An 18711-nucleotide genomic window follows, 5' to 3' on the forward strand; every position below is an offset into this window, starting at 1 on the left:
GCCGTCCAGGCACCACTGAACGTTCCTCGGGGGCGGGGCGTCACCGTCGTGACGAGTCGTCCGTACGAGGGGATGTCCCGCTGTGAGAACCGTAGTAAGCCGTTTCACCGTGTTGCTGGCCATGGGCGTCGGGGCCGTGCTCACCAGCGGGTGCGCCGCCGGCGACAGCGCGGCGTCCTGCGCGTTCGTCGCCGACTTCGACGGACGGCGGTACTCCGACCTGGCCGGAGCCGAGTTCACGCCCGGGGAGCAGGTCGGTACGGCGGTGCTGCCGGTCTGTGACGACACGGGTGGGGACGACGACCCCGGGATCGCGGCGCGGAAGGTACGGGCGTACTCCGTCGTCGGGGTGGACCCGTCGGTGGCGATCGTCGTGGACGGGTCCACGGAGACGTTGTTGGTGGCGATGAGGGTGCGGGACCAACTGCCCATGGAAGTACGGAAGTTGCTTACGCGAGAGCCGTCCGCTCCGTAGGCGCGTAGCGGGCGACCCGCTCCTCCAGACCGGTCCGGCGCTCCGGCCATTCCTCGGACGTGATCGAGAAGATCGCCGAGTCGCGCAACTCGCCTTCCTCGCCGGGGTACTTGGAAGGGGACCAGTTACGCAGGACGCCCTCGAAAGTGGCGCCGACAGCGGCGATGGCCGCGCGGGAGCGGGCGTTGCGGGCGTCGGTCTTCAGGTCGACGCGGGAGACCTGCCAGACCTCGAACGCGTGCCGGAACAGGAGGAGTTTGGCCTCCGCGTTGACGCCGGTGCCCTGGGCGGACGCGGCGAGCCAGGTGTGGCCGACCTCGACCGCGTCGAGCCGGGCGGGGTCGAGCCAGGCTCGGGGTTCGCAGTAGGCCGTCACGCCGACGGCACGGCCCGTGGACGCCGAGATCTGGGCGAACGGGGAGATCGATCCGTCGGCCGCGCGGGCGAGTTGGAGGTCGAGGTAGCGGTCCAGCTCGGCGGACGTCGGGACCCAGGTGTACGCGTACGTCCCCCGGTCCTCCTGCGCCGCGCGCGCCAACTCGGTCGCGTGGCGCCGGTCCAGGGGTTCCAGACGTACGAAGTCGCCGTACAGGACCGGCTGTTGGCCTGACTCGAATCTCACCCGGTGATGTCCTTCCTCAACTGCGCGAACGCTTCGTGGAAACCGGGGAAAGTCTTGCGGACGCAACCGGGGTCGTCGAACGAAATACCGGGCGTGCGCAGGCCGGTGACCGCGAAGGACATGACGATGCGGTGGTCGCCGTGGGTCGTGATCTCGGCGGGCTTCGGGGTGCCGGGGTGGATCTCGATCCAGTCGGGGCCCGTCGTGACGTCGATGCCGAGGCGGCGCAGGTTCTCCGCGCAGGCGTCGAGGCGGTCGCACTCCTTGACGCGGGTGTTGGCGACGTCCTCGATGCGGACGGGGCCGGTGGCGAAGGGGGCGATCGCGGCGAGGGTGGGCATCGTGTCGGAGATGTCGCGCATGGTGACCGTCACGCCGTTCAGCGTGCCGGTTCCCCGCACCGTCGTACGGTCGGCGGCGATCTCGACGTACGCGCCCATCTTGCGCAGGACCTCCACGAAGCCCAAGTCGCCCTGGAGCGCGCCCTGCCCGAGGCCGGGGACGGTGACCTCGCCGCCGGTGAGGGCGGCTGCGGCGAAGAAGTAGCTCGCGGTGGAGGCGTCGGGTTCGATGGGGTAGGTGGTGGCGCGGTAGCCGCCGGGCGGGACGGTGTAGACACGCTCGCCCGAGGCGCCGGGGTCGTTTGTGGAAACGGTTGCTTCCTGTTTCACCTCCACGCCGAACGCCCGCATCATCGCGATCGTGATCTCCACGTACGGCACGGAGACCAGGTCGGTGACGCGGATGCGCAGGCCCGTGCGGGTGAGGGGGCCGAGGAGAAGCAGCGCGGTGAGGTACTGGGAGGACTGGCCGGCGTCGAGGACGACCTCGCCGCCCTCCACCCCGGCCGCGTCGACCGTCAGGGGGTGGTGGCCCTCCGCGTCCTCGTGGCGCAGGTCCACGCCGAGGTCGCGCAGGGCGCGGGTGAGCGGGAGAAGGGGGCGACGGCGCATCTGGGGCGAGGCGTCGAAGCGGAACGTGCCGTGGCCCGCGGCGGCGAGCGTCGGCAGGAAGCGGGCGGTCGTCGCGCCGTCCCGGCAGTACACGTCCGCGTCCGTGACCGCCGGGCCCTGCGGGCGGCCGTCCACCTGCCAGACGTCCGGCGCCCGCCCGACCCGATAACCGAGGCTGCTCAGCCCCTCGGCGAACCCTTCCGTGTCGTCCGAGCGCAAGGGACGCACGAGGGTCGTGACACCGTCCGCCGCTGCCGCCAGGAAGAGGGCGCGGGCGGTGAGGGACTTGGAACCGGGGATGTCGACGAGGGGCATGCCCCTCATGATCCCGGGCCGGGGGTGGCGGGGGTGGGAGCGTCCAGGGGTTGGTATGGGGGGTTCGTCAGGTTGGTGGTGGGGCCGGGGCCGTACGGTCCGGACGTTTCAGCAACCGTTTACACAACGGATGACCGCTGGGCCGGCTCCGTCGGTTGTGCAACCGCTTCCACAACCGGCGTCCGCGAAGTCGTCCCCGGCGTTTGCGTAACCGGTTGCACAACTCGCGCGCCCGGGTCCGCTTCCGGCGTTTGTGCAACCGCTTCCACAACCTTCTTCCCCGGCACCAGCGACGTCAGCGCCACCCCGCCCACCAGCAGTACCGCCGCGCACCAGCGCAGTGGGCTCACCGGTTCGCCGAGGAACAGGGCCGCGGAGGACATGCCGAAGACGGGGACGAGGAGGGAGAAGGGGGCGACCGTGGAGGCGGGGTGGCGGCGCAGGAGCCAGCCCCAGGCGCCGAAGCCGAGGACGGTGGAGATCCAGGCGACGAAGAGGACCGTGCCGGCGCCGGCGAGGTCGAGGGAGCGCAGGGCGTCGAGGTCGCGGCGCGGGCCTTCGGTGAGCAACGACAGGGCGAGCAGCGGCAGTACGGGGACCGTGCTCACCCACACCATGAAGTTGAGGGCGTCGGGCGGCGCGGCCTTGCGGGTCAGGACGTTGGAGACGCCCCAGCAGGCGGCACCGGCGACGACGAGCGCGAACGCCCCCAGCGGCCCGGCGGTTCCCTCGTCGACGGCGGCGACCCCGATCCCCGCGAAGGCGACGCCCATCCCCAACACCCGTACGCGCGTGAGCCGTTCGCCCAGCACCGCGAACGCGATCAGCGCGGTGAACACGGCCTGGATCTGGAGGACGAGCGAGGAGAGCCCGGCCGGCATCCCCGCGTCCATCCCGACGAAGACGAACCCGAACTTCGCGACGCCGAGCGAGAGCCCCACGCCGACGATCCACTTCCACGCGACCTTCGGCCGCCCCACGAAGAACACGGCGGGCAGCGCGGCCACCAGGAAGCGCAGGGCGGAGAAGAGCAGCGGCGGAAAGTGGTCGAGGCCGATTTCTATGACGGTGAAGTTGACGCCCCAGATCGCGGCGACGAGGACGGCGAGGAGGAGATGTGCTGGTCGCATGCGTCGAGGATCGACTGTACAGACCATGTAGCACCAGCGATGATTACTGCACGACAGGATGAAGCAACGCTTACCTTTGGGGAGCCCGGCATGCTCGACCTCCAGCGCCTGCGCGCCCTGCACGCGGTCTCCGTCCACGGCACGGTCGGCGCCGCCGCTGCCGCGCTCGGGTACACCTCGTCGGCGGTGTCGCAGCAGATCGCCAAGCTGGAGCGGGAGACGAGGACGGTCCTGCTCGAACGCGAGGGCAGGGGCGTGCGGTTGACCGACGAGGCATGGCAACTCGCGGAGACCGCACAGGAGTTGCTGGCGATCGTCGAGCGCGCGGAGACGGGCCTCGAAGAGCGCCGGGGGCTGCCCGCCGGGCGGCTGACGATCGCGGCGTTCGCCTCGGCGGCGCGGGGGCTGTTGCCGGCCGTCCTCGCGGACCTGGCCCGCCGGCACCCCGCGCTCGACGCCCGGCTGACCGAGGTCGACCCGCACCTGTCGGTGGACCTGGCGGCCAAGGGCGCGGTCGACCTCGTCGTCGCGCACGACTGGGACATCGCCCCGCTGCCCGCCCCGGCGGGACTCGAGCAGGCGCACATCGGGGACGACCTGTGCGATCTCCTCGTACCTGAGAGCCACCCGTTCGCGGGTCGTACGGCGGTCACGCGCGAGGAGCTGGGGGGTGAGCGGTGGATCTGCCAGCCGCCGGGGCGGGTCTGCCACGACTGGCTCCTGCGCACCCTGCGCTCGGCGGGGCACGAGCCCGACGTGGTCCATCAGGCCGACGAGAACCCGACGCTGGTGGCGCTGGTCGCGGCGGGGCTGGGGGTGGCGCTGATCCCGCGCCTGGGTCGCGGGCCGCTGCCGCCGGGGGTGGTGGAGGTGCCGCTGGAGCCGGTACCCGTACGCAGGTTGTACGCCTTGTGGCGGACGGGGGCGGCCCGGCGTCCGGCGATCGCGGAGACGGTGCGGACGCTGCGGGAGCACTGGCCGAGGGTGACGGCCAGGTGAGGTACCCCGGCGGTACGGGGGGTACGGGGTACGTGAGCAGGGGGTCCGGGGTGCACCGTCCCCGCCGGGAACCGTTCGTACCCCGGGTACGTCGAACCCCAGACTGCCGGACGAGTCACCACGGTGCGGTGTCGGCCCTCGCGGCTGGCCGTGATCGCCGACCCACCCTCTCCGCCGTACCGCGGCCGGCAGCGTGCCGTCATCGGCGCGCCCCCCTCCAGAGCGCCGATGGCGGCCCCTCCTGGCGTGAACTCCTCGTGACAGCGCGGCGGTTCGGGTGATTCCAGGCCGTAGGGTGGGCCGATGCGCGCGGGGATCGGGCTCAGGGAGGTGGCCGAGCGGGCCGGGGTGTCGATGCGGACCGTGTCGAACGTGGTCCGGGGCACGGGTCGTTTCTCGGAGGCGACGCGGGTCAAAGTCGCCCTCGCTGTCGAGGAGTTGGGGTACCGGCCGAACACCGCCGCGCGGCGGCTGCGCACCGGCCGCAGCGGGGTGCTCCTGCTGGCGGTGCCCGATCTGTCCATGCCGTACTTCGCCGAACTCGCCGGGCACGTCCTGCGGGAGGCGGCGGCGCACGGCTGCACGCTCCTCGTCGAGGCGACCGGCGGTGCCCCCGGGGCGGAGTTGGAGATCGCCCTCGGCCGGACCGATCCGATGGTGGACGGTGTCATCCTGAGCCCGCTCGCGCTGGACGACGCGGCGGCCTCAACCGCCGTACGCAGCAGACCTCTTGTCCTGCTGGGCGAGCGGTTGCACGACCTGCCGCATCCGCACGTCACCATCGACAACACGGCGGCTGCGCGGGAGGCGACGGGCCGGTTGCTGGCGCGCGGGCGACGCCGGATCGCCGTGATCGGGCGGCAGACCGTGCCGCACGCGGCGACCTCGACGACCCGGCTGAAGGGGTATCTGGAGGCGCTGCGCGCGTTCGACGTGCCGTACGACGAGGCGCTCGCGCCGCCCGTCCCCGCGTACGACCGGGCGTCGGGGGCCGACGCGCTGCGCACTCTGCTCGGGCTGTCCCGGCTCCCGGACGCTGTCTTCTGTTTCGCGGACGCGCTCGCCGAGGGGGCGTTGCACGCGGCGCGGGAAGCAGGGGTGCGGGTTCCCGGGCAACTGGCGGTAATCGGTTTCGACGACATCGAGGCGGCCCGGTACACCGCTCCCCCGCTGACCACCGTCGCCCCGGACAAGCCGGGGCTGGCGCGGCTGGCGGTGCGGTCGTTGCTGACGGGGATCGAGGGGGCGGACCGGGCGCCGGTGCTGGTCGCGGGGCATCGGCTGGTGGTACGGGAGAGCGGGTGAAGAGGGGCGCGGTCAGCGGCCGTAGGCAGGTCATCTCTCCTGTTTCTCCTGTGAGTTCAGGTGGCTGTGCGCTCTATGCGCTCTGGCGCCGAGGCCGTTGCTCCGATAGCTTCCGGCGCACACATCAACTCCACAGGTATGCAGGGAGGGTGCACGCGCATGCGCAAGGCGCTCAGATGGCTGCTCGCGCTCATGGTGCTCATCAGCACGCTGGGTACGGCGACGGCGGCGACCGCCGCCGAACCGGAGGCCACCGACATAGAAGACCAGCTGCTGGCGATACCCGGCATGAGCCTGGTGCAGGAGAAGCCGTACCCCGGTTACCGCTTCTTCGTGCTGAACTACACGCAGCCGGTCGACCACCGCCGCCCTGCCGCCGGAACGTTCGAGCAGCGCATCACGGTGCTGCACAAGGACGTGAACCGGCCGACCGTCTTCTACACAGGCGGTTACAGCGTCTCCACGACGCCGGGCCGCCGCGAGCCCACGCAGATCGTGGACGGCAACCAAGTCTCCATGGAATACCGGTACTTCACGCCGTCGCGGCCCGCCGAGCCGGCCGACTGGTCCAAGCTGACCATCTGGCAGGCCGCCAGCGACCAGCACCGTATCTTCGAGGCGTTGAAGCCGATCTACTCCAAGAAGTGGCTGTCGACGGGCGGTTCGAAGGGCGGGATGACCGCCACGTACTACGAGCGTTTCTACCCGCGTGACATGGACGGCGTCGTCGCGTACGTGGCGCCCAACGACGTGGTGAACGACGAGGATTCGGCGTACGACCGGTTCTTCGCGACGGTCGGCACCAAGGAGTGCCGCGACCGCCTCAACGGGGTGCAGCGCGAGGCGCTGGTGCGCCGGGAGCCGCTGGAGAAGCGGTACGCGGCGTACGCGGCCGACAACGGGTACACCTTCGGTACGGTCGGCAGCCTCGACAAGGCGTACGAGGCGGTCGTCCTCGACTACGTCTGGGGTTTCTGGCAGTACAGCCTGCTCGGTGACTGCGACACGATCCCGGCGGACGCGAAGAACGCGACGGACGACGAGATCTGGAACTCGGTCGACGCGATCTCCGGGTTCTCCTTCTACACGGACCAGGGCCTCACCCCGTACACCCCGTACTACTTCCAGGCGGCCTCGCAGCTCGGCGCGCCGACCATCCACTTCCCGCACATCGAGCGGAAGTACGTCCGGTACGGGTACCAGCCGCCGTCGAACTTCGTGCCGGGCAGCGTCCGCATCCCGCACTTCGACCGGTACGCGATGGCCGACGTCGACAACTGGGTGCGGCACAACGCCCGCCAGATGCTCTTCGTGTACGGGCAGAACGACCCCTGGGGCGCGGAGCGGTTCCGGGTCGGCAAGGGCGCGAAGGACTCGTACGTGCTGACCGCGCCGGGGCTGAACCACGGGGCGAACGTCGCGGGGCTCGTCCCCGACGAGAAGGCGTTCGCCACCTCGCGCATCCTGGAGTGGGCGGGCGTCTCCGCCTCCGCCGTGGAGGCCGCGAAGCCGCTGGCGAGGTTCGACGCGAAGCTGGACGTGCGGGACGTCGAGAGGGAGCCGGCCCTGCGTCCGTAGTTGTACCCGGGTAGTACCTGAGAGCCACCCCGACGGCCGGCCGGACCACATTCCGGGCGGCCGTCGTTTCTTTCACCGGTGGTGTGTATAGTCCCGGCCCATGGAATCCACCGGTGTCGAGCTTGTGAAGCGCGCACACGTCGACCTGCTCAGGGTCGCCACCGCGCTGTGTAGCTGACCCCGCACGCCGCGTTCGGCGTTCTTCTTTTCATCTCCTTCTTTCGCTTCGTACGCTTCCGCGTCATGTTCGCCGAGCGTTGATTCAACGTTGCATCCTCCTTGGTGACCACCCTCCTCCTGGAGTCCCCATGACCGTGCGCCTGCACTGGTTCCTGCCCACCACGGGCGACGACCGTGACGTGGTCGGCGTGACCGCGCGTGACTCGCTCCAGTCCCGGACGACCACCCGTCCACCGACCCTGGACTACCTCGCGCAGGTGGCCCGTGCCGCCGAGTCGGCCGGTTTCGAGGCCGTGCTGACCCCGACGGGCAGCGACTGCGAGGACTCCTGGCTCACCACGGCCGCGCTGCTCCCGCAGACCACCCGGCTGAAGTTCCTGGTCGCGTTCCGCCCGGGCGTGATCGCGCCGCCGCTCGCCGCGCAGATGACGGCGACCTACCAACGCCTGTCCGGCGGGCGCCTGTTGCTCAACGTGGTGACCGGCTCCGACGCCGACGAGCAGCGCGCGTACGGCGACTTCCTCTCCCACGACGAGCGCTACGGCCGTACGGCGGAGTTCCTGGACCTGCTGCGGACCGCGTGGTCGGGCGAGTCGTACGACCACGAGGGCGCCCATTACCGGGTCGCGGGCGGACGGCTGCGCAAGCCTCCGGCCGAGCTGCCCCCGGTGTTCTTCGGCGGCTCGTCGCAGGCGGCGCTGCCGGTGGCCGCCAAGTACGCGGACACATACCTGACGTGGGGTGAGCCCCCGGCCGCCGTCGCCCAGAAGATCGGCCGGGTACGGGAGTTGGCCGAGGCCGAGGGGCGTGAGCTGTCGTACGGCATCCGGCTGCACGTGATCAGCCGGGACACCGCCGCCGAGGCGTGGGCGGAGGCCGACCGGATCCTCGACAGCCTCGACCCGGCCGCCGTCAAGGCCGCGCACGAACGGTTCAGGACCTCGGAGTCGGCAGGTCAGCGGGCGATGGCCGCGCTGTCCGGGGGCCGTACGGACCGGCTGGAGATCCACCCCAACCTCTGGGCCGGGTTCGGGCTGGTCCGGCCCGGCGCGGGCACCGCGCTGGTCGGCAGCCACGAGCAGGTCGCCGAGCGCATCGAGGAGTTCGCCGCGCTCGGCATCGAGCACTTCATCCTCTCCGGGCAGCCGCATCTGGAGGAGGCGATCCGCTTCGGCGAGTGCGTCCGGCCGCTGCTGGCCCGCCAACTCGCCGCCGTCTGACCCGACTTCACCGGATTCACCGGCTTCACCCACTTCATCTGCTTCGCCGACTCCGCCGACTTCGCCAGAAGAGAGATCCGCGCCATGTCCTCCACGCTCGACAGACGAGCCGCCCTCCGCCTCTTCGCCGCCTCCGGTCTGGGCCTCGGCCTCGCCGCCTGCGCCGGTCCCGGCGGTGGCGGCACCTCCTCGGCGAGCAGCGACTCCCCGTCCGCTCTGGCCACTTCGGGCGCGGTGAAGGGGACCGTGTCCTTCGCGCACTGGCGGGCCGAGGACAAGGCGGTGATAGCCGAGCTGGTGAAGGCGTTCGTGAAGAAGTACCCGGACGCGAACGTCGAGCAGGACATCTCCCCGTCCGCCGACTACCAGTCGACCGCGCTGCGCCGCATCCAGGGCTCGAAGACGGGCGACCTGTTCACCGCGTTCCGGGGCGCGCAGTTCCAGCAGATCGTGAAGGCGGGCGTGTACGCGCCGCTGACCGGCACGGACGTGGTCGGCAAGTACCAGGCGAGCCTGATCACGCCGGGCGCGCAGGCGGGCCAACAGTACGGGCTGCCCTACCAGTTGGTGTTCAACATGCCGCTCGCCAACACCGACGCGCTCGACAAGGCGGGGCACACGAGCGCGCCGAAGGACTGGACCGGATTCCTCCAGCTCCTCGACGATCTCAAGGCGAAGGGGTACACGCCGATCGCCTGGCCGGGCGGGGACACCGCGAACGCGGGGCAGTTGCTCAACACGATGGTCATGAACAACGCGCCGAGCGACGACATGTTCACGAAGATCACGTCGGGCGTGTACAAGGTGACCGACGACTGGTTCCTCAAGACCCTTGAGCAGTACGCCCAGTTGACGCCGTACTTCCAGGCGCGCGCGACCGGTTCGACGACCGACGCGGTGACGCAGCTGTTCGCCTCGGGGAAGGCCGGGTTGCTCGCGACGGGTTCCTTCCAGATGGCCGGAGTGCGGGCGCTGGGGGCGAAGTTCCCGTTCGACCTGGTCGCGCCGATCACGACGACGGCCGGGCAGGCCAAGTACGAGGGCGTGTTCAACGCGACGTTCGTCCTCGGCGTGAACAGCGCGTCGAAGGTGCAGCCGGCGGCGTACGCGTTCCTGGAATTCCTCAGCGACCCGGTGAACGCGGCCGTCTACGCGAACGGCACGGGGCAGCACGTCACCGTGAAGGACGTCGCGTACACCAACGCCGACCTGAAGGCGGTGTCGCCCTGGCTGACCCATAAGACGCTGCTCGCGCCGCGCTTCCAGTTCCTGGACCTCGACATCCGCTCGGCGGTGGAGAACGCGGCCGTGGCGGTCGTCGGGGGCAAGAAGCCGGCGCAGGCGGCCGAGGAGGCCCAGCGTGTCATCGACCAGAAGCGCGCGTAACCGCCGTACGGCGCGGGCCCTGTGGCTGTTCCCGGTGCCCGCGCTGGCGCTCTACCTGTTCTTCTTCGCGTACCCGACCGTGCAGGCGGTGCAGTACGCGCTGACGGACTGGGACGGCTACAGCGCCGCCTACCACAGCGTCGGGCTGGACAACTTCCGTCAACTCGCCACCGGCGACGACGTGTTCAGGAACGCGGCCGAGAACAACCTCAAGCTGATGGTGGTGGTCGTCCTCGCCCAGACGGCGCTGGCGCTGCTCCTCGCTCTCTACCTGGTCCGCACGACCCGCGCCTCCACGTTCCTGCGCGCGCTGTTCTTCCTGCCGACGGTCCTGTCCTCGGTGGCCGTCGCCTTCGTGTGGCGGTTCGTGTACGACCCGGACGGCGGGCTGCTCAACTCGGGCCTGCGTGCTGTGGGGTTGGGGAGTCTCCAGGCGGTGTACCTCGGCAACCCGGACACAGCCGTGTACTGGCTGGCGCTCACGCAGGTGTGGTTCCACGCGGGCCAGATGATGGTTGTGTTCATCGCCGGACTCCAGGCGATCCCACGGGAGTTGTACGAGGCGGCCGAGCTGGACGGCGCCGGGCGGTGGGCGCGATTCCGGTACGTCACCTGGCCGTTGGTGGCTCCGGCGACCGGGATCGTCGTCGCCTACACGACCGTGCAGTCCTTCAAGGCGTTCGACCTGGTCCTCGGGCTCGGCGGCAACCCCCCTGGCCCGGCACTGGACTTGCTCTCGACGCGGGTCTACACCACCTTCTCCAACAACCAGTTCGGCTACGCCGCCGCCCAGTCCCTGTTGTTCATGGCGCTCATCGCGCTGCTCACCTGGGTCCAGCGGCGGGCGATCCGGAGGGCGACGCGATGACGAAGACCCTGCGACCCCTGGTCCTGACGCTGGGCGCGGCGACCGTCGTACTCCCTTTGCTGGTCGTGGTGTTCGGCACGTTCAAGACGCTGCCGCAGCTCTTCGACTCGCCGCTCACTCCGCCGTCTTCGCCGACGCTGGACAACTACCGGCGCGCGGTCGACGAGGGCGGGCTCGGGGCCGCGTTCGGCAACAGCGTGATCGTGACGGCGGGCGCGGTGACGCTGACGCTGGCCGTCGCGAGCCTCGCCGCGTTCTTCTGCGCGCGGATCCCGGGGCGGGTCGGGTGGATCGTGTTCGGTGTCCTCGTGGCGGGGCTCGCCGTGCCCGCGCAGGCGGCGATCGTCCCGCAGTACGTGCTGTTCGACCGGCTCGGGCTCACCGACAGCCTGCTCGGGCTGATCCTCGTGGACACGACGATGACGCTGCCGACGGCCGTGTTCATCCTCGGCGGGTTCCTGCGCACGATCCCCGAAGAGCTGTACGAGGCCGCCGAGTTGGACGGGGCCGGGCCGCTGCGGTCGTTCGTGTCCATCGCGCTGCCCCTGACCCGGCCCGCGCTCGCGACGACCGGGATCTTCCTGTTCGTGATGGACTGGAACGACCTGCTGTATCCCCTGCTGTTCATCCGCTCCCACGAGCAACGGACTTTGCCACTCGCCCTGTTGGACTTCCAGGGCGAGTTCCTCACGCAATACCCCTTGCTGTTCGCGGGAGTTGTGATCGCTTCGGTGCCGGTGGTGGTCGTGTACGTGCTGTTGCAGAGGCACTTCGTGTCGGGGCTGACGGCGGGAGCGGTACGCGGCTGAGGCTCGTGGGCCGAGTTTTCGGTCGGCGTCCTTCAGATGCCGTAAGCCCCTGTCCTCGGCGGGTCGTTGTGGCGGGCGTGCGGGGTGAGGGCGACCATGCCCTCACCGCGTACCGGGGTGTCGGCGTCCAGGTCGAGGGGGCTCACGCCCCACTCCGGGTCGAGCGTGACCGAGGGGTCCTGCCAGTCGTCGGGGTCGTCATCGTCGTCCTCCCAGGAGGGGAGACAGCGTCGTACGACCTTCCCGTCGGCGGCGGCCAGCCAGCCCGAGGGGCCGCCCTCGTCGCTCTCGTAGTGCGCCTCGGCGCGGCCGTAGCGGGCGCTCAACTCCTCGACGAGGCGCTGGACTTCGGCGGCGCGCTCGGGGTCGCCGGGGTTGCCCCAGGGGCCGAGGACCAGGGTCCACCCGTCCACCTCCGGAGTGACGTACACCCTGCCGTACTCGGCTACGTCGTGGCTGTCGTGCGAGACGACGTGGTGGCCCAGTTCGAAGGTCGCCGGGCGGCCGTTCCACAGGCCCAGTGTCTCGGCGATGCCGTCGCGGTCGCCGCCGGGGACGGCCATCCAGGCGTTGAAGCAGACATCGAGGGGCTTCGGGCGGTCGTCCGGGAGTTTGACGCGGACGAGGCGTTCGACGGCCGCGCGGTCGCGGTCCGACAGTGCCTCCTCGCCGCCGACCGTCGCGAGCACCGACAGTGCGTCCGCCCTCAACTCGCCCGGCCCGTAACGCCGTACGTGACGCAGCGGTGCCAGGACCTCGGGGCCCAGCATCGACAGGACGACCGCCGCCCGCCAGGCGACCTCGCCGTCCGGGTCGGCCATGAGGGGGATCAGCGCGTCGATCACCGGGCCGATGTCGATCGCGGGGTCGCGCTTGCGGCCGTACGCGACCGAGCAGACCTTCTGGATGCCGATCGCGGCGGACTCGCGGACGTTCGCGGAGGGGTGGGTGAGCGAGACGACGTAGCGGTCCAGTGTCCCGAACCGGCTCAACACCACGCTCGCGCGCCGCCGTTGCTCCTCGTCCAGGGCGGCGGCCAGGGTCTCGGCGACCTCGTCGTACGCCGTCTCCCCGAAGCCGTCGACCAGGACGTCCTCGATCCGGGCGATCAGGCTCCGGGGCGACTTCTCGTCCAACAGGGCCTTCAGCAGCGGGCCCACGACTACCGAGCCCATCGCGACGAGGGTGTCCCTTGTCTCCTTCTGCCGTGTCTCGTCCGCGAGTTGGGCGATGACGTCCATGTACTGCTCCCCCGGTCAGTGGCTGGTGATCGTCATCATTGCGCACGCCCACATGACAACAACTCGTTCAACATAGTGCGTTGACGCTTCTTCGTTCAACTCTCATGCTGGGGGCATGACTTCGGATCTCTTCAGCGCTCCCGACCCCGAACAGGCCCGCGCCCAGCGCGTCTATCCCTCCCTCTTCCGCATAGCCGAGCGGCACGCGGCCACGGACGCCCAGCGCGCGCGGCAGACCAACCCGGCGATCCTCGCGCCGCACGAGGCGGTACGGCTGGTGTCGTTCCTGCTCAGCGGGGCGGCGCTGAAAGAGGAGGGCGAACAGGACATCGACCGGGCCGACATCACGGCCGCGCTGACGCTGCTGCCTTTGGTGCGGGCCGAGTTGGACGAGCTGGAGTTCGGGTTGCTGGAGATGGCGCGGGGGCGGGAGATGACGTGGCAGGAGATCGCGTTCGGGCTGGGACTGGGGACTCCGCAGGCGGCCCGGCAGCGGCATGAGCGGTTGGCGAGCCGAGTGGAGGGGGATGCGGAGTAGGCGGGTGGGGAGCGCGGTTGCCGCCCGTCCCCCCTCACGCCGTACCCCTCAAGTACCCCCTCACGCCGTACGCCTCAGGTCGTACCCCTCACACCGTTGCCATCACGCCCCGAAGCACTCCCGGCCGCCCGCCCCTGTCCCCGCCCCCGCCGCCCCCGGCACGAAGCACACCCGCAACCCCGCCCGGTCCGGCTCGCCGATCATCGCGATGAACCGGTGGACAGCGGTGTCAGCAACGTTCCTGACGACGGCCCGCGGCGCCCGCGCCCCCAGCGCCGAGATCTCCACCGTGTCCCCGACCCGCGCGTGCCAGATCCGCCCCCAAGCGGCCCCCCGCACACCGCGCTGTACCGCGTCTCGACGCTCGCCCGGTGCGCGTCCGGTGCTGCGACCCGCGCGAGTTCCTCCACCGCCCGCCGGGGCGGGAGCGCCTTGCCGTTGAGGTAGCGCTCCCACGACGAGCGGCTGTGCCCGGTCTTGGCGGCGAGCGAGGCCGGGCTCAGCCCGGAGCGGTCCTTCAACCTCCTTAGCTGCACGGCGAGTTGCCGGACCCTCTGGTCCAGTGAGTCCGGCAGTTCCTGCCAGCGCGACATGCCTCACCCCGCACGCGTCAGGAAACCATCGACTCTGTAGTACACCCCCGCGCAGGGGTCCGGGTTCCGGCCGGGACGCCGCACCGGTCGTCTTTCGATCGCGCTCGACTGGGGTCCATCCGGCCAGTCCCGGCGCTCGGCCCCTACCGCAGAGCTACCACGTCCGTGGTAACCGGCTACTCCCCCAGGGGGACGTCATGCGCACACCGGCATGAGCCGTCAGGAAAGAACCGTCAGCACAGGATCCACCCCGACTTGACCTCCCCGCGCCCCACTCGGCCCTCCACGCGCACGCACCGGTGCCCCGCGTGGACCGTGACGGCCGGGGAGGTCCGGGCATGGGACCAGCCCCGCTTCACGGGGGCGTTGCCGCGTGCCTGGACGGTGACGGAGATGTCCTGCCGCCCGCCGGGCCGCTTGGCGAGGGTGACGGCGCAGACGTACCCGGGACGCTTGTAGACGACGACCGTGCCGGTGGCGAAGGGGAAGGTGCGGACCGCGCGGCCGGCACAACTCATGGGAGCCGGCGCCCTGTTGGACGGCGACGGCACCGCCTCCGCGACGGCCGGGGTCGCCAGGGCGAGCACCCCGGACACCGCCAGTCCGGCCGTCACCAGCGCCAGCCGCCGTCTCGTCCCGCGTTTCCCCGTCCCGCGTTTCCCCATGGCCCCCACCCGCGCGCGTAGTCCGCATCCGTACTGTTGTACGGACGCACGGCGTGTGTCGTACGGTTGCACGACCGTCACGAGGACACGGCGTCCGCGGGCTCCCCGATGAACGTCCGCCACAGCAGGGCGTACCGGCCGCCCCGCGCGAGCAGTTCGTCGTGGGTGCCGTCCTCCGCGACCCGGCCGTCGGCCATGACGACGACCCGGTCGGCGCGCGCGGCGGTCGTCAGCCGGTGGGCGACGACGAGGGTGGTACGACGCCCGGCGAGCCGCTGCGTGGCCTGGTTGACCTGCGCTTCCGTCGCCAGGTCGAGGGCGGCCGTCGCCTCGTCGAGGAGCAGGACGTCCGGGTCGACGAGTTCGGCTCGGGCCAGCGCGATCAACTGCCGTTGTCCGGCGGAGAGGTTGCGTCCGCGTTCGGCGACCTCGTGCAGGTAGCCGTTCTCCAGGGTGGCGATCATCTCGTGCGCGCCGACGGCCCGCGCCGCCGCCTCGACCTCGGCGTCGGTCGCGTCGGGGCGGCCGTACGCGATGGCGTCGCGGATCGTCCCCTGGAAGAGGTAAGCCTCCTGGGGTACTACTCCGAGGTGATGGCGGTACGACGTGAGGTCGAGGTCGCGCAGGTCGGTGCCGTCGGCCAGGACCCGCCCCGAGGTGGGGTCGTAGAACCGGGCGACGAGCTTCACCAGGGTCGACTTTCCGGCGCCGGTCTCGCCGACGAACGCGACGGTCTGTCCGGCGGGGATCGTCAACGAGACGCCGCCCAGGGCCTCTTCGCCGTCGGTGTAGGAGAAGTGGACGTCCTCGAAGGTGATGTCGCCGCGCAGGGAGAGCACGTCGAGGGGTTCGTCGGCGGACTTCGTGGACGTGGGTTCCTGGAGCAACTCCTGTATGCGGCCCAGCGATACGGACGCCTGCTGGTAGCCGTCGAAGACCTGCGAGAGCTGCTGGACGGGGGCGAAGAACAGGTCGATGTAGAGCAGGTAGGCGACGAGCGCGCCGGTCGTCAGGGTCGCCGCCTCCACCCGGCCCGCGCCCGCGATCAGGACGGCGGCGGCGGCGACGGACGACAGGAGCTGCACGAACGGGAAGTAGACCGAGATGAGCCACTGGCCGCGCACCCGGGCCTCGCGGTAGGCGGTGGAGCCCGCCGCGAACCGTACGCCGCCGTCGCGTTCGCGGCCGAATGCCTGGACGATCCGCAGGCCGGCCACGGCCTCCTGGAGGTCGGCGTTGACGGTGGAGATCCGCTCGCGGGCCAGTTCGTAGGCGCGCACGCTCGCCCGCCTGAAGTAGTACGTCGCCAGTACCAGCGGGGGAATCGTCGCGAAGACGACCAGCGCGAGCTGTACGTCGATGACGACGAGGGCGACCATGATCCCGAAGAAGGTGACGACGGAGACGAACGCGGTGACCAGACCGGTCTGGAGGAACGTCGACAGCGCGTCGACGTCCGTGGTCATCCGGGTCATGATCCGGCCGGTCAACTCCCGTTCGTAGTAGTCGAGTCCGAGCCGCTGGAGCTGGGCGAAGATCTTCAGCCGCAGGGTGTAGAGGACGCGTTCACCGGTCCGGCCGGTCATCCGGGTCTCGCCGATCTGCGCGGCCCACTGCACGAGGACGGCGAGGAGCGCGAGGAACGAGGCCGCCCACACCGCGCCGAGGGCGGCTTCGGTGACGCCGCTGTCGATGCCGTGCCGGATGAGGACGGGCAGCAGCAGGCCGACGCCCGCGTCGACGGCGACGAGTCCGAGGCTGATCAGCAGCGGCGTACGGAATCCGCGCAGCAACCGCCGTAGCCCGTACGACTCTTCGGGGGTGACCGCGCGTGCCTCGTCGATGCCGGGGGTGTCGGTCGCCGGGGGCAACGCCTCGACCTGGGCGAGGAGTTCGGGGGTCGAGGGGGTGCCGGAGAGGGCCGTGTCGCGGGCCGGGCGCTCCCCCGCCCAGAGCCTCGGGGTGATGCCGTGTTCGGCGTCGAACTCGGCGTCCAGCTCGTCGCGTACGGTCGTGTCCTCGGCGGGCTGGACGGGCCGGGCGTGGCCGGGGCTGACGCCGCCGAGGCCGTCGGGGTCGGTCAACAGGCGCCGGTAGAGCGGGGATCGGCGTTCCAGCTCGTCGTGGGTTCCGATGTCGGCGAGGCGTCCGGCGTCCAGGACGGCGATGCGGTCGGCGAGGTTGAGGGTCGAGCGGCGGTGCGCGATCAGGAGGGTCGTACGGCCGCTCATGACCGTCTTGAGGGCCTCGTGGATCTCGTGCTCGACGCGGGCGTCCACGGCCGACGTGGCGTCGTCGAGGATGAGGAGGCGGGGGTCCGTGAGGATGGCGCGGGCGAGGGCGACGCGCTGGCGCTGGCCGCCGGAGAGGGTGAGGCCGTGTTCGCCGACCTTCGTGTCGTACCCGAGAGGGAGACCGGTGATGAAGCCGTGGGCCTGGGCGGCGCGGGCGGCGGCCTCGATCTCGGCGTCGGTGGCGTCGGGGCGGCCGTACGCGATGTTGTAGCGGACGGTCTCCGAGAAGAGGAAGGAGTCCTCGGGTACTAGTCCTATGGCGGTACGCAGGGAGTCGTACGTCAGCTCGCGGACGTCGTGGCCGCCGACCAGGACGGCGCCGTGGGTGACGTCGTAGAACCGGGGCATCAGCAGCGACAGGGTGGACTTCCCGGAGCCGGAGGCGCCGACGACGGCGAGGGTTTCGCCGGGCTGGATCTCGAAGCTGAGGCCGGACAGGACGGGGCGGTCGTCGTCGTAGCCGAAGGAGACGTCGTCGAACTCGACGGTGGCCGGGGCGTCGGCGGGCAGTTGCTTGGTGCCCTCGCGCATCGTCGGCTCGGTGTCGATGAGTTCGAGGACGCGTTCGGTGCCCGCGCGGGCCTGCTGACCGACGGTGAGGACCATCGCCAGCATCCTGACGGGGCCCACGAGTTGGGCGAGGTAGGTGGAGAACGCGACGAACGTGCCGAGGGTGATGCTGCCGCGTACGGCGAGCCAGCCGCCGAGGGCCAGCATCGCGACCTGGCCGAGCGCGGGGACGGCCTGAAGGGCGGGCGTGTAGAGGGAGTTGAGGCGTACCGTGCGCAGCCGCCCGGCGAACAGGCGGCGGCCGACCTCGCGGAGCTTGCCGGTCTCCTGGTCCTCCTGCCCGAACCCCTTCACCACGCGTACGCCGCTCACGGCGCCGTCGACGACTCCGGCGACGGCGGCGGCCTGCGCCTGCGCGTACCAGGTCGCCGGGTGGAGCCGGTGACGGCTCAGGTTGGCTATCCAGATCAGCGCGGGGCCCACCGCGAGAGCTACGAGGGTGAGCGGGATCGACAGCCAGGCCATGACGGCGAGGGAGATCACGAACAGGGCGATGTTGCCGATCGTCATCGGCAGCATGAAGAGCAGGCCCTGGATGAGCTGGAGGTCGCTGGTGGCGCGGCCGACGACCTGCCCGGTGGACAGCTCGTCCTGGCGGCGGCCGTCCAGCCGGGTGATCGTCCCGTACATCTCGGTACGCAGGTCGTGCTGGACGTCGAGGGCGAGGCGGCCCCCGTAGTACCTGCGTATGTACGTCATCACGTACACCACGAGAGCTGCCCCGATGAGGGCGCCCGCCCAGGGGGCCATCGAGCGGGAGCGGTCACCGATGACGTCGTCGATGATCACCTTCGTGATCAGGGGTACGACGGCCATGACCGCCATACCTCCGAGGGAGGAGCCGAGGGCCAGGACCGTGTCCTTCGGATACCGCCAGGCGTACCCCGCCAGCCGTCGTGCCCATCCCCGTTGCGCTGCCACGCGGTGCCCTTCCACAGAAAACGATGCTTACCCGGAAGGCACCAACGCG

Annotated in this window: 17 protein-coding genes and 1 pseudogene; 10 read left to right on the forward strand and 8 right to left on the reverse strand. The window is 70.8% G+C overall.

All coding sequences use genetic code 11. From position 1 onward, the window contains the following. Positions 1–82: 82 nt before the first annotated feature. Positions 83–475: a DUF6281 family protein gene (locus ACQCO7_RS15060; protein WP_464072318.1), complete on the forward strand. Its 393-nt coding sequence runs from the start codon at positions 83–85 to the stop codon at positions 473–475. Here ACQCO7_RS15060 and ACQCO7_RS15065 read toward each other — a convergent pair. From ACQCO7_RS15065 to ACQCO7_RS15075, 3 genes are all read right to left on the reverse strand, one after another. Beyond that, positions 450–1097, reverse strand: coding sequence for a GNAT family N-acetyltransferase (locus tag ACQCO7_RS15065; protein ID WP_464072319.1), 648 nt, complete (start codon positions 1095–1097; stop codon positions 450–452). The genes ACQCO7_RS15060 and ACQCO7_RS15065 overlap by 26 nt on opposite strands. After that, positions 1094–2365 (reverse strand): 3-phosphoshikimate 1-carboxyvinyltransferase, encoded by a 1272-nt coding sequence (gene aroA, locus ACQCO7_RS15070; protein ID WP_464072320.1) that lies wholly within the window; start codon positions 2363–2365, stop codon positions 1094–1096. The genes ACQCO7_RS15065 and aroA overlap by 4 nt, the downstream gene beginning before the upstream one ends. A 119-nt stretch (positions 2366–2484) precedes the next feature. After that, positions 2485–3495 (reverse strand): EamA family transporter, encoded by a 1011-nt coding sequence (locus ACQCO7_RS15075; RefSeq protein WP_464072321.1) that lies wholly within the window; start codon positions 3493–3495, stop codon positions 2485–2487. 90 nt (positions 3496–3585) lie between these two features. On the opposite strand from ACQCO7_RS15075, the gene ACQCO7_RS15080 reads away from it, so the two are divergent. The 8 genes from ACQCO7_RS15080 to ACQCO7_RS15115 all read left to right on the forward strand — a co-directional run bounded on the left by ACQCO7_RS15080 (position 3586) and on the right by ACQCO7_RS15115 (position 11840). Beyond that, positions 3586–4494: a LysR family transcriptional regulator gene (locus ACQCO7_RS15080; RefSeq protein ID WP_464072322.1), complete on the forward strand. Its 909-nt coding sequence runs from the start codon at positions 3586–3588 to the stop codon at positions 4492–4494. A gap of 303 nt (positions 4495–4797) precedes the next feature. Continuing rightward, positions 4798–5799 (forward strand): LacI family DNA-binding transcriptional regulator, encoded by a 1002-nt coding sequence (locus ACQCO7_RS15085; RefSeq protein WP_464072323.1) that lies wholly within the window; start codon positions 4798–4800, stop codon positions 5797–5799. A 159-nt stretch (positions 5800–5958) separates the two neighbouring features. Further along, on the forward strand, positions 5959–7377 hold the full coding sequence (locus tag ACQCO7_RS15090) for a S28 family serine protease (RefSeq protein WP_464072324.1): 1419 nt from the start codon (positions 5959–5961) through the stop codon (positions 7375–7377). Between the two features lie 100 nt (positions 7378–7477). Beyond that, the gene (locus ACQCO7_RS15095) at positions 7478–7555 is read left to right on the forward strand and encodes a putative leader peptide (protein WP_368451344.1); all 78 of its coding nucleotides are present in this window, start codon (positions 7478–7480) and stop codon (positions 7553–7555) included. A 130-nt stretch (positions 7556–7685) separates the two neighbouring features. Further along, on the forward strand, positions 7686–8777 hold the full coding sequence (locus tag ACQCO7_RS15100; RefSeq protein WP_464072325.1) for an LLM class flavin-dependent oxidoreductase: 1092 nt from the start codon (positions 7686–7688) through the stop codon (positions 8775–8777). A gap of 84 nt (positions 8778–8861) precedes the next feature. Continuing rightward, on the forward strand, positions 8862–10163 hold the full coding sequence (locus tag ACQCO7_RS15105; protein WP_464072326.1) for an ABC transporter substrate-binding protein: 1302 nt from the start codon (positions 8862–8864) through the stop codon (positions 10161–10163). Then, positions 10138–11031 (forward strand): carbohydrate ABC transporter permease, encoded by an 894-nt coding sequence (locus tag ACQCO7_RS15110; protein WP_464072327.1) that lies wholly within the window; start codon positions 10138–10140, stop codon positions 11029–11031. The genes ACQCO7_RS15105 and ACQCO7_RS15110 overlap by 26 nt, the downstream gene beginning before the upstream one ends. Beyond that, positions 11028–11840: a carbohydrate ABC transporter permease gene (locus ACQCO7_RS15115; RefSeq protein WP_464072328.1), complete on the forward strand. Its 813-nt coding sequence runs from the start codon at positions 11028–11030 to the stop codon at positions 11838–11840. The genes ACQCO7_RS15110 and ACQCO7_RS15115 overlap by 4 nt, the downstream gene beginning before the upstream one ends. A gap of 32 nt (positions 11841–11872) precedes the next feature. Here the strand turns inward: ACQCO7_RS15115 and ACQCO7_RS15120 are convergent, their stop codons facing one another. After that, entirely contained in the window at positions 11873–13081 is a 1209-nt protein-coding gene (locus ACQCO7_RS15120) for a HEAT repeat domain-containing protein (protein WP_464072329.1), read from the reverse strand. A gap of 115 nt (positions 13082–13196) precedes the next feature. Here ACQCO7_RS15120 and ACQCO7_RS15125 point away from each other — a divergent pair, with 115 nt between their 5' ends. After that, positions 13197–13619: a DNA-binding protein gene (locus tag ACQCO7_RS15125; RefSeq protein ID WP_464072330.1), complete on the forward strand. Its 423-nt coding sequence runs from the start codon at positions 13197–13199 to the stop codon at positions 13617–13619. A gap of 102 nt (positions 13620–13721) precedes the next feature. Here the strand turns inward: ACQCO7_RS15125 and ACQCO7_RS15130 are convergent, their stop codons facing one another. From ACQCO7_RS15130 to ACQCO7_RS15145, 4 genes and pseudogenes are all read right to left on the reverse strand, one after another. Then, positions 13722–13958 carry a hypothetical protein gene (locus ACQCO7_RS15130; RefSeq protein WP_464077444.1) on the reverse strand — a complete coding sequence of 79 codons (237 nt, stop codon included), beginning with the start codon at positions 13956–13958 and terminating at the stop codon, positions 13722–13724. Between the two features lie 107 nt (positions 13959–14065). Then, positions 14066–14212 (reverse strand): annotated as a pseudogene (locus ACQCO7_RS15135) (helix-turn-helix domain-containing protein); the annotation flags it as partial. Between the two features lie 233 nt (positions 14213–14445). After that, complete coding sequence (locus ACQCO7_RS15140) at positions 14446–14877, reverse strand: hypothetical protein (protein ID WP_464072331.1); 432 nt, start codon at positions 14875–14877, stop codon at positions 14446–14448. A gap of 77 nt (positions 14878–14954) precedes the next feature. Then, positions 14955–18662 carry an ABC transporter ATP-binding protein gene (locus ACQCO7_RS15145; RefSeq protein WP_464072332.1) on the reverse strand — a complete coding sequence of 1236 codons (3708 nt, stop codon included), beginning with the start codon at positions 18660–18662 and terminating at the stop codon, positions 14955–14957. Positions 18663–18711: the final 49 nt, after the last annotated feature.

This window comes from Streptomyces saintjeani (genome assembly GCF_055409605.1).

Coding starts and splice junctions, on each gene's coding strand:
- ACQCO7_RS15090 (WP_464072324.1), top strand. CDS start 5,959: ATGCGCAAGGCGCTCAGATGGCTGCTCGCGCTCATGGTGCTCATCAGC.
- ACQCO7_RS15140 (WP_464072331.1), bottom strand. CDS start 14,877: ATGGGGAAACGCGGGACGGGGAAACGCGGGACGAGACGGCGGCTGGCG.
- ACQCO7_RS15105 (WP_464072326.1), top strand. CDS start 8,862: ATGTCCTCCACGCTCGACAGACGAGCCGCCCTCCGCCTCTTCGCCGCC.
- ACQCO7_RS15120 (WP_464072329.1), bottom strand. CDS start 13,081: ATGGACGTCATCGCCCAACTCGCGGACGAGACACGGCAGAAGGAGACA.
- ACQCO7_RS15115 (WP_464072328.1), top strand. CDS start 11,028: ATGACGAAGACCCTGCGACCCCTGGTCCTGACGCTGGGCGCGGCGACC.
- ACQCO7_RS15080 (WP_464072322.1), top strand. CDS start 3,586: ATGCTCGACCTCCAGCGCCTGCGCGCCCTGCACGCGGTCTCCGTCCAC.
- ACQCO7_RS15095 (WP_368451344.1), top strand. CDS start 7,478: ATGGAATCCACCGGTGTCGAGCTTGTGAAGCGCGCACACGTCGACCTG.
- aroA (WP_464072320.1), bottom strand. CDS start 2,365: ATGCCCCTCGTCGACATCCCCGGTTCCAAGTCCCTCACCGCCCGCGCC.
- ACQCO7_RS15075 (WP_464072321.1), bottom strand. CDS start 3,495: ATGCGACCAGCACATCTCCTCCTCGCCGTCCTCGTCGCCGCGATCTGG.
- ACQCO7_RS15100 (WP_464072325.1), top strand. CDS start 7,686: ATGACCGTGCGCCTGCACTGGTTCCTGCCCACCACGGGCGACGACCGT.
- ACQCO7_RS15085 (WP_464072323.1), top strand. CDS start 4,798: ATGCGCGCGGGGATCGGGCTCAGGGAGGTGGCCGAGCGGGCCGGGGTG.
- ACQCO7_RS15125 (WP_464072330.1), top strand. CDS start 13,197: ATGACTTCGGATCTCTTCAGCGCTCCCGACCCCGAACAGGCCCGCGCC.